Here is a 13,544-nt window from a genome sequence, read left to right as displayed (position 1 = left end):
GGAAAGGAGGTGAAATGATGGAGACAATTGATTCTTATGCCTATGAATCCTGTATGAGGGGGATCAGTCCTGGTTTTAAGGCGGCAGTGGCAGCAGGAGCTTTACTTTTTTGTATTGGGGCAAACCATTTGTGGATTTCCATAACGGTGCTTTTGACCATGTCGGCTGTTACGGTATGGTTTGGCGGCTTACCCCTTATTAAATACTTAAAGCTTCTTAAAATACCACTTGGTTTTCTGATTCTTGGAACGGTTGCCATTGTAATTGAATTCTCTGCAAGGCCATTTGGTTACGTGCTGTTTCATTGGTTAGGGTATTATGTTTGCGTGTCAAAAATAGGAGGAGTGATCGCCCTTAAACTGGTTTTAAAGGCAATTGCGGCATTAAGCGCTATGTATATGCTGGTTCTTTCCACTCCGGCGAGTGAAGTGATCGGTGTTTTAAAACACCTTCGTGTGCCAAAACTGTTTATAGAGCTGATGCATATGATTTACCGGTTTATCTTTGTTATGACAGGTACCCAGCGTCTTATGAAGCAGGCAGCCGTATCAAGACTTGGATACAATGATTTTAGGACCTCCTGCCGCTCCTTTGGAAGCAGTGCAGGAAATCTGTTTGTGGTATCCTTAAAAAAGGCAAGTACTTATTACGATGCGATGGTAGCCAGGTGTTATGATGGAGAGCTTTTGTTTCTAACAGAGGAAAAAAAGGTAGCCAGGTGGCAGATCATTGCCGCCCTCTGTTATTTTACAGTTCTCTTACTGATTTTCTTACTGGTTCCATAAGAGAAAGAAGGTGTGGCTGTGGAAGAAGTTCTTTTAAAGGCAGAGGGATTGCGATATTCCTACGGTCAGGAAAAAGAGGCGTTAAAGGGGATTGATCTAACGGTTAAAAAGGGAGAAAAGATTGTGGTACTTGGTTCCAATGGAGCTGGGAAATCCACCTTATTTTTGACTCTTAACGGGGTTCTTACTCCAGATTTGGGAAGGATTTTCTACCGGGAAAAAGAAATCGGAAAAAAGGAGATCAATGAACTGAGAAGGAATGTTGGAATCGTATTCCAGGATGCGGATAACCAGATCATTGCCTCTACGGTTTTTTCAGAGGTTTCCTTTGGGCCTATGAATCTAAGGCTTCCCAAGGAGGAAGTGATAGGACGGGTCAATTCTGCATTGGCTTCCATGAATTTAACCGAAATGAAGGACAGGCCTCCCCACTATTTAAGCGGTGGAGAGAAAAAGAGGGTCAGCATAGCGGATATCATTGCTATGGAACCGGAAGTGATTCTGTTTGATGAACCGACTGCGTCTCTTGATCCAGTCAATGTTAAGATGTTAAAGGATGTTCTGGATGAGATGACAAATTTGGGGAAAACTCTTCTGATATCTACCCATGATGTGGATTTTGCTTTCCAATGGGCGGAGCGTGCTCTTGTTTTTTCCGGGGGCTGTATGATTGCAGATGGTCCGGTCAGAGAGGTGTTTGATTCTCCTGATGTGTTGGAGGAAGCAAATTTAAGAAAACCTGTTATTATGGATGTATTTGAAAGTCTGGTAAGGCATGGAGTCTTACAAGAGGAAGTTGTCTGCCCCAAAGATGCAAGGGAGCTTGAGAGCCTCTTACAGGCAAATTCGTGCAGAGCGAAAGAAATTGACAGATAATGGTATTAGGATTAAAATAAGAGAGTATTTTGTGAAAGGTGCCTGTGAAAATTCTCCGCAGGATAATAGGGAAAAGGGTGAAAGTCCCTTACGGTCCCGCCGCTGTAAGTGTGAAGCGCAGTTTAATAAATCACTGGGAAACTGGGAAGAGAAACTGTTGCGTTGATGCATGAGTCAGAAGACCTGCCTTTCATTTCGCTGCGCATTGGTTACGAGTGATGACCCATGTGGGGAGATCTTTTTGTGATACAGAGATTTCCCTTAAAAAGCGCCTGTCTGATGAGTGGGAATCGTCGGATGTAAGGTGCTTATTTTATTGGAAGGAGAATAACAAATGAGTAAGAAAGAGAAAAGTATCATGAAGCTTGCAACCGCATTTGCAATGGCTTTTGGAATTATTCCAAGCGCCTATGCCATGCATATTATGGAGGGATATTTACCATCAGGGTACTGCATTGCCTGGGGAGCAATCTGCGTACCGTTTTTGGCGGCCGGGTTTTTCTCCATTAAAAAGTCCCTTCGGGAGAACAGGAAATCAATCACAATTTTGGCCATGTCAGGTGCCTTTATCTTTGTGATTTCCTCCTTAAAGATTCCTTCTGTGACAGGAAGCTGTTCCCATATGACGGGAACCGGTCTTGGTGCTATCTTGTTCGGGCCGTCAGCCGTCAGCATTCTGGGAATTATCGTACTGATTTTTCAGGCGATTTTGCTGGCACACGGAGGACTTACTACCCTTGGGGCCAATACCTTTTCCATGGCGATTGCAGGACCATTCGTGTCTTTTGGAATTTATAAATTATGCAGAAGCTTAAAGGTCAATAAACTGGTCAGTGTATTTTTAGCCGCCATGCTTGGAGATTTATTTACATATTGTGTGACTAGCATACAGCTTGCCTTTGCCTATCCTTCTGAGGTTGGTGGCGTAGGTGCTTCTGCGATCAAGTTCTTAAGCGTATTTGCCCCGACTCAGCTTCCATTAGCGATCATCGAGGGAATCCTAACTGCGGTTATTATTATGGCCCTTGAAACTTATGCTCTTCCGGAGCTGAAATCCATGGGATTTTCCAAGGAGGTGGGATAAGATGACAAAGAAAAATAAAAAAATTATGGCGGTGCTCTTGTTATTGGTTTGCCTCATTGCAGTCATTCCCCTCTTTGCTATAAAGGGAGCGGAATTTGGTGGTTCTGATGATGCAGGGAGCCAGATGATTTCTGAAATTCGTGGGGCTGAATATGAACCATGGTTTACTCCGGTGTTTGAAACCATGATCGGTGGAGAGCTTCCAGGGGAAGTGGAAAGCCTTCTTTTCTGCCTCCAGACAGGAATCGGAGTGGGAGTTCTAGCCTTTTTCATGGGACGGTTTGTGGAACGGAAAAAATGGCAGGATAAATAATCAAATGGGAATACCGTTTATGGTAACTGAGGGTCATTAAGTAAAAGAGCGCTTGTTTTTGTGGGAAAGAACACAAATACAAGCGCTCTTTTTCGTTGGGGATGTGAGATGTTCTTACGCTCTTATAAAGCTGAAAGGGAGAATAAAGGAAAAAAAGCGGGATATCTGTTGTTAATTTGTATCAAACAGAGAAGCTGAAAAATTTAGTTATATTCAAATATTCATGCATAAACAAACTCCTTTTAGCCGGATCCAAGGTTTTTGCGCATATTATATGGTTTTATCATAATAGGCATTTGGACGGGCAAAAAAACTAAGTGCCAAATTACAAGAAAACAGTCCGTTGGAGTCAGACATCTTTTTCCAAATTTCTATACGATGAAAGAATCAATACGTAGGAGGTTTTTATGGAAAAGGATACGAAAAAATTGGGACTGATTGCTTTGACTGCACTGGTGATCAGCTCTTCCATTGGTAGTGGGATATTTGGCATTGCATCGGATATGGCAAAAGGGACAAGCCCGGGAGCGGCCATCGTTGCTTGGATTATTAGTGGAACAGGAGTTTTAATGCTGTGTCTGGCACTTACCAACATTATTCATAAACGTCCGGAATTAAGCGGAATCTTTAGCTACGCAACGGAAACCTTTGGGCCTTTTGGCGGCTTTATCAGTGGTTGGGGATACTGGTTATCGGCGTGGCTTGGAAACATTGCCTTTGCAACTATTATGATGAGTGCATTGAGCTATTTTTTTCCCGCATTGGGAAATGGAAGCAATCTGCTTTCTATCATTGTGGCAAGTGTGGTTTTGTGGCTGATGTGTTTTGTGGTAAATAAGGGAATTGAAAGTGCGGCTGTTTTAAATACAATCATTACCGTCTGCAAGTTGGTTCCGCTTCTTCTCTTCATGATAGCGGCAATCATTGCTTTTAAGGCAGATGTGTTCACGGCGGATTTCTGGGGAACTGTTTCAGGAAACTTTTCATTAAAAGATGTCCTGTCCCAGGTAAACTCCAGTATCATGGTGCTCATGTGGGTGTTTGTAGGAATTGAAGGAGCAGCCATGATGTCGGACCGGGCAAAGACCAAATCAACGGCGGGAAAAGCTACCGTATTGGGGTTAATAGGACTTTTGGGTATCTATTTACTCCTTTCTCTGCTTCCCTACGGTCTGATGGGCCGCGCTGAGATCTGTCAATTAAAACAGCCAACTATGGCATATCTTCTTTCCTCGATTGTAGGACCCTGGGGGGCAGCTTTTATCAATATCGCAATGATTATCTCTGTTGCAGGCTGCTGGTTATCCTGGACCATGCTTCCAGTTGAAACAACACTGCTGATGGCAAATCAGAATCTACTTCCTAAAAAATTTGGGGAAGTAAATGATAAGAATGTGCCCACATTCTCCCTGGTGTTTATGTCTGCTCTCTCTCAGGTTTTTATTTTCACTCTGTTGTTTACGGATAAAGCATACAATTTTGCTTATTCCTTATGTACGGCTGCCATATTTATTACCTGGATTCTGGTTTGTGTGTACCAGATCAAACTTTCCTATGAGCATCGCCAGGAAAAGGGAGAACTCTTGCAGCTGGCTGTGGGGGTTTTGGGTACGGCTTTTTATGCATGGGCCATCTGGGCATCCGGCATTGGATATTTTCTGATGTGCATGCTTGTTTATATCATTGGAATCTTTCTCTACATAAAGGCAAGAAAAGAACATAGAGAAGAAACTGTATTTACAAAAAAAGAGGTCATTGTGATCTTGTTTATCATAGCAGGTGCCCTATCATCTATTGTTATGCTGGTGACCGGCAGGATCGCTATTTAATCATTTGTTTGGAAGTAAATTGACAGGTATTATTTTGAAATGGTATGATCAGTTTTTGGGCAATAAAAAATACCGGTTACCGTAACATGGGATCTTAGGGGTGATAAGCTGTTCGGATAATGTGAGGTTTCAATGAGAACGATTATATTTATTTTTGATATCGTACTGATTATGGTATTTGTCTGTGCATGTACGATAAATGTAACGGTATACTGTAAAACAAAGCATGTTCGCCAGTTGGGGCTGGGCATACTGATGTATTTTTACTGCGTGAACGCCATAATTATTTTCATGTCGGAATTTCTGGTTAGAATCCCTTTTTTCCAGGGGACTTATAATGTTCTAACCTATCTGGGAGTTAAGATGATTTGCGGAGTCATAATAAGTACGTTGTATTTATTCTTAACTGTGGATGTACTGGAGAAGAAGTTAGGAGTGTTTCACGCAGTGGTGCTTTTACCGCTCATCTGTGTTACGGTTTATGTGGGAGATTTGAATGCGTCGGTAAGACAGCATTGGATATTTTATACCATCCGGCAGATTTACCTGGCAGGTTTTTCGGCATACTTCTTTTTCACCTGCGCTATCAACAGGGAACCGGAATATCGGATGCGTATGAAGCGATACCTGCCGACTTTTATCCTTGCCGGTGTTTTTGCAGGAATGATTCTGATTGAGGATAGCCTGGTAATTTTTCATTTTCAGTATGTGGTCAATATCCTTCATCTGAAGGTGTTTATGGAGCACAACGTAAGCGAAGATCTTTTCTTTGTGATATTGGCAGTGAAAGTAATTAAGGGTGGATTTGTCCAGCTGATTCGTATGAAAGAAGAGCAGCCTTTGAATGAAACGGTACAGGAGGCAACAGCGGTTGAAGTTTTGGAGGATTTGTTTGTCACCAAATATGCGTTGAGCAATCGCCAGCGGGATGTGCTTTATTTACTATTAAAAGACAAGACTTATCAGGAAATGGGAAATGAATTAGGATTGTCTGTGGGAACGGTGAAATTCCATGCTCACGGTATTTATGATAAGACGGATTCAAAGAACCGGTCCCAGCTGATTTTAAAATATCGCAAATTTTATGAAGACGGAAGGGAATGAATGTCATCATCCGGAAGGGAATTTTTGTAGCGTTCATAAAACTCGCATATGTTTTGTTTGGATATCACTCCTGTTTTTTTGCAGATATGATGTACATGTGACTTTACGGTAAAGGAAGAAATGAGCAGCTTATCACTAATCTGCTGATAAGTTGCGTGATGCAGTAGCTCTGCAAGGATAGTCTGTTCTCTCAGAGTAAGAGAATAGGCGTTGCAAAAGGTATGAAAGATACCGATCTCTGTGCCCCGGGAAATGCTGGGCACAGATTCTGTTATGATAGATGATAAGGATGGAATTTGAGCCTCGCATGTTTGCGGGGCTGTTTCTTTTTGTGCATAAGCACGGATACAAAATACAGAACTCAGGCCGAACAGGAAATCAAATGAAAAAATCCGGTAGGAGTAAATGCCTCCATGGGAACATAGATCAAATATGTTAACATAGTTTTCCGCCAGTCCCAGCAGAAGAAGCAAAGGGGCAATAAAGGAAAGTATATGGATCATGCCAGCATTATGAGCATGGAGAGATTTGGGAATCTTTTGATGAATCAGGAAACAGAACCAGATTCCTCTGTAAAGCAGGTAGAAAAGAAGGGCAGAGCTGTATAAAAACAGGTGGAAGGGAGTGTTCGTTAAGGTGGGTACTAAGAGTAAGAGCAGGCCGAATCCAACCAGGATGAAGTATTCGTATAATGGGATGGGTCTATCCGGTACGCACTCATAGGAGAGGCTCAGCAGGCAGACGGCGATAGAGATGGCATTGATGGTATTGAATATGGGCATGGTCTCATAAAGAGCATCATAAATACGGGCGAATTCAGGCAGGAATTCGACCATGGATGTAGCCAGCTGGTTGAGTAACAGGCAGAAAAACAGCCCTGCGATATAGGCAGAGGTTCTACTCCGTTTGCGTAAGCAGCTGCAGAATGCCAGAAGGCAGACGCCGGAAAATAAAATTACAAGTATATTATCATAGAAGTAGAGCAATTTTTTATGCCACCTTTTCATCATTGGAATTAATTTTTAGCATAACAAATTATAAATTTACTGTCAAGAAGTTTTGGGCAAATTGTATAAAGTTTGGGAAAGGTTTTGTCTAAATTGTAAACTATGCATAAAAATAGTTCGTAAAGTTTATTCCAAACTCTCTTTTTTGGTGGTAATCTTTGTGAGTCGTGAGCGCTTAGATGTGTAACCTCAGACATATGCCAATGAAAAACACACAAGGAGGATTTTGATTATGCAGGGTATTAATGTAAAAAGTGAAATTGGCCAATTAAAAAGAGTCTTGCTTCACAGACCCGGAAAGGAATTGTTAAATCTGACTCCAGACACGTTAGAGAGGCTTCTCTTTGATGACATTCCTTATTTAGAGGCAGCCCAGCAGGAACATGATGCATTTGCTGAAATATTAAGAAATCATGGCGTTGAAGTATTGTATCTGGAAGATGTTATGGCAGAGGTGCTGGACTTAAGCCATGAGATTAAGGAGGAATTCGTAAAGCAGTGGATCAATGAGGCTGGGATCAGTACTGGATTATATAGAAAGAAAATTTATGATTATATGATGCAGTATCAAGATGACAGCAAAGCACTTGTACTGAAATCCATGGAAGGAATTGTATTAAAAGAACTGAATTATAATAAGAACGATTCCCTGGTTGATATTATGAGTGATCCTTCCAAACTGGTTATTGATCCTATGCCGAACCTTTATTTTACCCGTGATCCTTTTGCTTGTATCGGAGAAGGAGTCAGCTTAAACCGCATGTATTCTGTAACAAGAAACAGGGAAACCATTTACGGGGAGTATATCTTTAAATATCATCCGGATTTTAAGGATAGGGTTGAGAAGTATTACGATCGTTACAATGCGTTCCACATTGAGGGCGGAGATATCTTAAATATCAATGATAAGGTGCTGGCAGTGGGAATTTCCCAGAGAACGGAAGCGGATGCTCTTGAGATGCTGGCAAAGAATATTTTTGATAATGAAAACAGTACCATTGAGACCATTCTTGGATTTGATATCCCAAACAGACGTGCATTTATGCATCTGGATACGGTATTTACCCAGATTGATTATGATAAATTCACCGTTCATCCCGGAATTCTTGGACCGCTTCGTGTATATCGGATCGTAAAAGGAATCAAGAAAGGTGAAATTAATGTGGAGGTATTAAGTTCGGATCTTGAGACCATTCTAGAACACAGTCTTGGAATTGAAAAGGTAGAGCTTATTAAGTGCGGCGGTGAAGATATGATTGCGGCCGAAAGAGAGCAGTGGAACGACGGTTCCAATACACTGTGCATTTCACCGGGAACCATTGTTACATATGAGCGTAATAGAAAGACCAATGAGCTATTAAAACAACGGGGTTTAAACGTACTTGAAATTCCAAGTGCGGAACTTTCCAGAGGCAGAGGGGGTCCTCGCTGTATGAGCATGCCTTTGGACCGGGAACCTGTAAATTACTAAAAAGAAGGAGATAAATAAGATGCCAGTTAATTTGAGAGGTCGCAGTTTTTTAAAATTATTAGATTTTACATCGGAGGAGATTCGTTACTTCATTGATCTTTCCAAAAACTTCAAGAACCTAAAGAGAACCAATACACCTCATAAATATCTTGAGGGAAAAAATATCGTTTTATTATTTGAAAAGACTTCTACTAGAACCAGATGTTCTTTTGAAGCAGCGGGCAATGATTTGGGGATGGGAGTCACCTACCTTGATCCAGGAAGCTCTCAGATGGGAAAAAAGGAAAGCATTGAGGATACAGCAAGAGTTCTTGGAAGAATGTATGATGGAATTGAATACAGGGGTTTTAGTCAGGAGCTGGTCACGAAACTATCTGATTATGCAGGAGTGCCGGTGTGGAACGGGTTAACAGATCAGTTCCATCCCACGCAAATGCTTGCAGATCTTCTGACCATAGAAGAACATTTTGGTTACCTAAAGACAATCAACTTCACCTTTATGGGAGATGCCAGAAACAATATGGGAAATTCTTTAATGGTGGCGTGTGCCAAGATGGGGCTTAACTTTACGGCCTGTGCCCCAAAGGATTTATGGCCGGCAGAAGATTTAGTTGCTGTATGCAGGGAAATCGCAGCAGAAAACCAGTGTACCATTACATTAACCGAAGATGTGGAAGAAGGAACCAAAGGGGCAGATGTGGTTTATACGGATATCTGGGTATCCATGGGAGAGCCGGATGAGGTATGGGAGACTCGTATTAAATTACTAAGCCCTTATCAGGTCAATGAAAAAGTAATGGCGAATGCAGGAGATCAGGCAATCTTCATGCATTGTCTTCCTTCCTTTCATGACAGAAGCACAGCCATCGGGGAAGATATCTACCAGAAATTTGGACTCTCAGAGTTGGAAGTGACGGATGAAGTCTTTGAAGCCAAATATTCCAAGGTTTTTGATGAAGCAGAAAACCGTATGCATACGATTAAAGCAGTGATGTATGCAACACTTTGTTAGAAAGGTGGGTCAGGGTGAAACGAATCGTAATTGCACTTGGCGGAAATGCGCTGGGAAATACATCAGATGAGCAGCTTGAACGTGTGAGGATCACAGCGGAAGCAGTTGTTGATATTGTAAAAGAAGGATATGAAGTGATTGTCTGTCATGGGAACGGTCCTCAGGTGGGGATGATCAATCTGGCCTTTGAGAAAGGGCATGAAGCAGGGCTGGTGCCTGAGATGCACCTTCCGGAATGTACCGCTATGAGTCAGGGATACATAGGATACCATTTGCAGCAGGCGATTGATCAGGCACTGGTAAAGAACAGCATTAACGATACGGTGGTCATTACCATGTTGACACAGGTAATCGTTGATCCCCAGGACCCGGCATTCCAAAATCCAACCAAGCCTATTGGCGGATATTATAGTGAAGAGGAAGCAAATCGTCTCATGGCAGAGACGGGCCAGAAATATGTGGAGGATTCCGGTCGGGGCTACCGAAGGGTAGTTCCGTCACCCCAGCCGGTGAGTATTTATGAACGAATTTCTTTAAACACTTTAATTAATGCCAATCATGTGGTCATCGCCGGAGGAGGCGGTGGGATTCCTGTGGTGAAGGAAGCAGACGGGTCTTACCATGGAGTAGCAGCGGTGGTTGATAAAGATCTGGCAGCAGAAAAAATAGCAGAACTGGTAGATGCAGATGCATTTGTGATTCTGACCGCCGTGGACCGGGTATCTCTTCATTTTGGAAAGCCTGATCAGAAAGATCTAGACCAGATCACGTTAAAGGAAGCAGAGCAATATGTAAAGGAAGGTCATTTTGCCGCCGGCAGCATGCTTCCAAAGGTAAAAGCAGCCATGAAGTTTATTGAAAATAAAGAAGAGGGAATCTCTGTCATCTGCTCGCTGGAAAAGGTTTCAGAAGCGCTCAGTGGAAACACAGGAACTAGAATCATTCGTAAATAATAAAAAAATCCCATTTTATTTGCTCTAAAGTAAAATGGGATAGCTTTTAACAAAGCGTGAATAAAATGATTTATATAACAGCATAACCGATGAATATACGAAAAATTATAAGGCTGTGCTGCGAAAAATCTGGAAGGATTTGATAAGATGAAGGAGTATATTGAACTGCAAACCCAGTTCTGCTCAAAGATTGATATTAAAAAAATATGCACCTTTGATTACGAAACAATCATAGAAGGAACATTTCCCATATATCACAAAAGTCCCAGATTTATTTTTGTAAAGGAAGGAAAGGGCAGCATTGTGGTAGATATGGTTCCCTATGAATTAAAGGCTGGGGTACTGCTCTCTGTATTACCCTGGAAATGCACCCAGATTACTGATGTTAAGGAACCTTTAAGCTTTGAGATTGTGAAATATAATTATGATGTGGTGGCGGATACGTTGAAATCTTCTTCCAGTATTCGTGATAATCTTTCGGTATTAAAGAAACTCGAAGAAACGCCTTATGCTTTTCCTCAGGGAGACATGGAAAAAGAGGTAGAATATCTGTTCCTCAGAATCAGGGAGGAGGTGGGCATCGAATCTGTCATGGATTTTCGAGAACGTAAATCCTATGAGGAAATGAATGTGATTATGCAGATTTCTTCCCTGATCATAGCATTCTGCCGAGCCATTGATTCCAGGAAGGAGGCGTCCTGTAAAAAGGTGGAAGCCTGTGATAACAGAATCCTGATTCTGCGCTATATCTATATGCATTTAAGTGAAAAAATGACATTGGAAAAAATTTCAAAGCAGTTCTATTTAAGCAGGTCTTCGATTCGGATGTATATCTACGAAAAGACTGGGCTGACGTTTCATGAACTGGTGAATGAAATGCGAATTATGAAAACGCTCAATTATCTTTTGTATACAGATTTAACTCTGGAGGATATGGCGCCTATTCTAGGATATGTTGATGCGGCTCATATTTCAAAAGTATTTTCCTACCGAATGGAAAATAAGATCACCAATTACCGGAAGACCTATCAAAAAGTCTTAAACATTATGAACATAGAAGAAAGAAAACTGGCTTACCAGCTAGTGGAATATATTTCCCGAAATTTTCAGGAGGAAATCCAGGCTTCTTTCGTAGCTGACCGATTTGGTATATCCATTGAGGATATGAACCGGCATTTAATGATCCAGGTTGAAACTAATTTTTATGACTTTTTAAACAGACTTCGAATCAACAAAGCCTGTGAGCTGATGCTTTGTTCGGATATGCCCATTACAGACATTGCAATTGAGGTAGGGTACAGCACGGTAAAGACATTCCGCAGGAATTTTATTGAGCTTCGGCATGTATTACCAAATCAATTCCGAATGGTCCAGGCAGAGCTTGTCAATTAACGTAAGAAAAGGAGGCAGTATCATGGAATATCAAGAAAATGAATATGTTACCTACGATAATTTAATCAGAATGAAATTCAAGGTGGGGAAAATCGTTGCGTGTACGGAAGTGAATCATTCTCACCGGCTTTTGTGCTTTCAGGTAGAAGTGGGAGATAAAAGGCGTCAGATTCTTTCCGGCATCAAGGAGTATTATAAGGCGGACGAGGTGATTGGAAAAAAAGTATTAATCCTTGATAATCTAAAGACCATGAAAATGGCTGGCCTTAAGTCTGAAGGAATCTTTATGTTAGCAGAGGACTTAAATGGGGACTTGTCTCTTATGATACCGGATCGTGATGTAGAACCTGGGGTTGAAGTCGTTTAGGAAGGTACATGCCAAAAGGTGGATATCATGAATGAATTTGAATATGAAACTATGAAAAAAAGGCGGCAGAAGCTGATTCTTCGAATAATAGAGAGCGATTCCATCACAACGCAGGCCATGCTGAAAGAGCGTTTGGAATTGGAAGGAATTGAAGTAACCCAGGCGACTTTATCCAGAGACATCCGTGAAATGAATTTAATAAAGGGAGCAAACGGAGATGGCTACCTTAAGAGCCGGAGGGTTCCAAAGCATCAGATCTCCCACAGGCTGTTCGTCCTTTTTTCTATGGCAGTAAAAAGGGTAGAGTATTCCGGGAATATTATCGTGATAACCTGCGAGCCTGGGATGGCGGCTTCGGTCTGTGCCATCATTGATGAGCTGCATTGGAGTGAGATTGTTGGAACCATTGCCGGAAATGATACTATTTTTGTAATTACAAGGGAAGGGACGACCCAACAACTGGCAGTACAGTTTCGTGAAAATAATTGTTAAGAAAGGGGGCTGTGGCAATTCGTGCACAGCCCCCTTTTCGAATCCAACGGAAAATGGTATACTAGTCCTATCTTTGATTTGAGGTGAAAAATGATGAAAAAAATGATTTCCTGGAATGTAAACGGCCTTCGAGCTTGTGTGGAGAAGGGATTTTTGGATTATTTTAATGAAATGGATGCAGATGTATTTTGTATCCAGGAAAGTAAGCTACAGGAAGGACAAATTGATCTTCCAACACCTGGCTATCATCAGTACTGGAATTATGCCGAGAAAAAGGGATACTCAGGCACTGCTATCTTTACAAAAGAAGAGCCCATTTCTGTGGCTTATGGAATCGGGGAAGAGGAACACGACAAAGAAGGCAGAGTGATTGCGGTAGAATTTGAAGAGTATTATGTGGTCACCTGCTATACGCCCAATTCCCAGAATGAGCTTGCCCGTCTTCCATACCGGATGACTTGGGAGGAAGCGTTTCTATCTTATTTAAAGAAGCTGGAAGAAAATAAGCCCGTGATTTTCTGTGGTGATTTAAATGTGGCACACAAAGAAATTGATTTAAAGAACCCAAAGGCCAACCGTAAAAATGCAGGATTTTCTGATGAAGAGAGGGAGAAGTTCTCAAGTCTCATAGGCGCAGGTTTTATTGATACGTACCGCTATTTTAACCCTGATTTAGAGGGCGTATATTCCTGGTGGTCCTATCGTTTCAGCGCGAGACAAAAGAATGCAGGCTGGCGTATTGATTATTTCTGCGTTTCAGAAAGTTTAAAGGACAGGCTTGAACGTGCAGCCATCCATACAGAGGTTTTAGGTTCGGACCACTGCCCAGTGGAGTTAGTGATCCGCTAAAGGACAGACA

General features: G+C 41.8%; 14 protein-coding genes and 1 riboswitch. Of the genes, 13 read left to right on the top strand and 1 reads right to left on the bottom strand.

The window, feature by feature from the left end; translation table 11 throughout:
* The first annotated feature begins 14 nt into the window (after nucleotides 1-14).
* The 6 genes from cbiQ to BET01_RS02590 all read left to right on the top strand — a co-directional run bounded on the left by cbiQ (nucleotide 15) and on the right by BET01_RS02590 (nucleotide 5,991).
* Entirely contained in the window at nucleotides 15-785 is a 771-nt protein-coding gene (gene cbiQ, locus BET01_RS02615) for a cobalt ECF transporter T component CbiQ (protein ID WP_207667550.1), read from the top strand.
* A 12-nt stretch (nucleotides 786-797) separates the two neighbouring features.
* Nucleotides 798-1,661, top strand: coding sequence for an energy-coupling factor ABC transporter ATP-binding protein (locus BET01_RS02610; RefSeq protein ID WP_330512344.1), 864 nt, complete (start codon nucleotides 798-800; stop codon nucleotides 1,659-1,661).
* A 19-nt stretch (nucleotides 1,662-1,680) separates the two neighbouring features.
* A riboswitch (cobalamin riboswitch) is annotated at nucleotides 1,681-1,866 on the top strand.
* 129 nt (nucleotides 1,867-1,995) lie between these two features.
* The gene (locus tag BET01_RS02605) at nucleotides 1,996-2,745 is read left to right on the top strand and encodes an energy-coupling factor ABC transporter permease (RefSeq protein WP_120195185.1); all 750 of its coding nucleotides are present in this window, start codon (nucleotides 1,996-1,998) and stop codon (nucleotides 2,743-2,745) included.
* 1 nt (nucleotide 2,746) lies between these two features.
* Nucleotides 2,747-3,058: an energy-coupling factor ABC transporter substrate-binding protein gene (locus tag BET01_RS02600; protein ID WP_120195184.1), complete on the top strand. Its 312-nt coding sequence runs from the start codon at nucleotides 2,747-2,749 to the stop codon at nucleotides 3,056-3,058.
* A 407-nt stretch (nucleotides 3,059-3,465) separates the two neighbouring features.
* The gene (gene arcD, locus BET01_RS02595; protein WP_120195183.1) at nucleotides 3,466-4,887 is read left to right on the top strand and encodes an arginine-ornithine antiporter; all 1,422 of its coding nucleotides are present in this window, start codon (nucleotides 3,466-3,468) and stop codon (nucleotides 4,885-4,887) included.
* Nucleotides 4,888-5,019: 132 nt separating this feature from the next.
* Nucleotides 5,020-5,991, top strand: a complete 972-nt coding sequence (locus BET01_RS02590) for a helix-turn-helix transcriptional regulator (protein ID WP_120195182.1) — start codon at nucleotides 5,020-5,022, stop codon at nucleotides 5,989-5,991.
* Here the strand turns inward: BET01_RS02590 and BET01_RS02585 are convergent.
* Nucleotides 5,970-6,827: a helix-turn-helix transcriptional regulator gene (locus BET01_RS02585; protein ID WP_158584972.1), complete on the bottom strand. Its 858-nt coding sequence runs from the start codon at nucleotides 6,825-6,827 to the stop codon at nucleotides 5,970-5,972. The genes BET01_RS02590 and BET01_RS02585 overlap by 22 nt on opposite strands.
* Before the next feature lie 403 nt (nucleotides 6,828-7,230).
* Between BET01_RS02585 and arcA the strand changes: the two genes are divergently transcribed.
* From arcA to xth, 7 genes are all read left to right on the top strand, one after another.
* Nucleotides 7,231-8,469, top strand: coding sequence for an arginine deiminase (gene arcA, locus BET01_RS02580; RefSeq protein ID WP_120195180.1), 1,239 nt, complete (start codon nucleotides 7,231-7,233; stop codon nucleotides 8,467-8,469).
* Between the two features lie 19 nt (nucleotides 8,470-8,488).
* Nucleotides 8,489-9,481 (top strand): ornithine carbamoyltransferase, encoded by a 993-nt coding sequence (gene argF, locus BET01_RS02575; RefSeq protein ID WP_120195179.1) that lies wholly within the window; start codon nucleotides 8,489-8,491, stop codon nucleotides 9,479-9,481.
* A gap of 14 nt (nucleotides 9,482-9,495) precedes the next feature.
* Nucleotides 9,496-10,434, top strand: a complete 939-nt coding sequence (gene arcC, locus BET01_RS02570) for a carbamate kinase (protein WP_120195178.1) — start codon at nucleotides 9,496-9,498, stop codon at nucleotides 10,432-10,434.
* Nucleotides 10,435-10,581: 147 nt separating this feature from the next.
* On the top strand, nucleotides 10,582-11,826 hold the full coding sequence (locus BET01_RS02565) for an AraC family transcriptional regulator (RefSeq protein WP_120195177.1): 1,245 nt from the start codon (nucleotides 10,582-10,584) through the stop codon (nucleotides 11,824-11,826).
* A gap of 22 nt (nucleotides 11,827-11,848) precedes the next feature.
* Nucleotides 11,849-12,193, top strand: coding sequence for a hypothetical protein (locus tag BET01_RS02560; RefSeq protein ID WP_158584971.1), 345 nt, complete (start codon nucleotides 11,849-11,851; stop codon nucleotides 12,191-12,193).
* Nucleotides 12,194-12,220: 27 nt separating this feature from the next.
* On the top strand, nucleotides 12,221-12,685 hold the full coding sequence (locus BET01_RS02555) for an arginine repressor (RefSeq protein ID WP_120195175.1): 465 nt from the start codon (nucleotides 12,221-12,223) through the stop codon (nucleotides 12,683-12,685).
* Between the two features lie 93 nt (nucleotides 12,686-12,778).
* The gene (gene xth, locus BET01_RS02550) at nucleotides 12,779-13,534 is read left to right on the top strand and encodes an exodeoxyribonuclease III (protein ID WP_120195174.1); all 756 of its coding nucleotides are present in this window, start codon (nucleotides 12,779-12,781) and stop codon (nucleotides 13,532-13,534) included.
* Nucleotides 13,535-13,544: the final 10 nt, after the last annotated feature.

The sequence above is a fragment of the Lacrimispora algidixylanolytica genome (genome assembly GCF_003609635.1).
Taxonomy (GTDB): domain Bacteria; phylum Bacillota; class Clostridia; order Lachnospirales; family Lachnospiraceae; genus Lacrimispora; species Lacrimispora algidixylanolytica.
The sequence above is the reverse complement of the archived record's forward strand: the minus strand, read 5'-3'. Positions and strand labels throughout refer to the sequence as shown.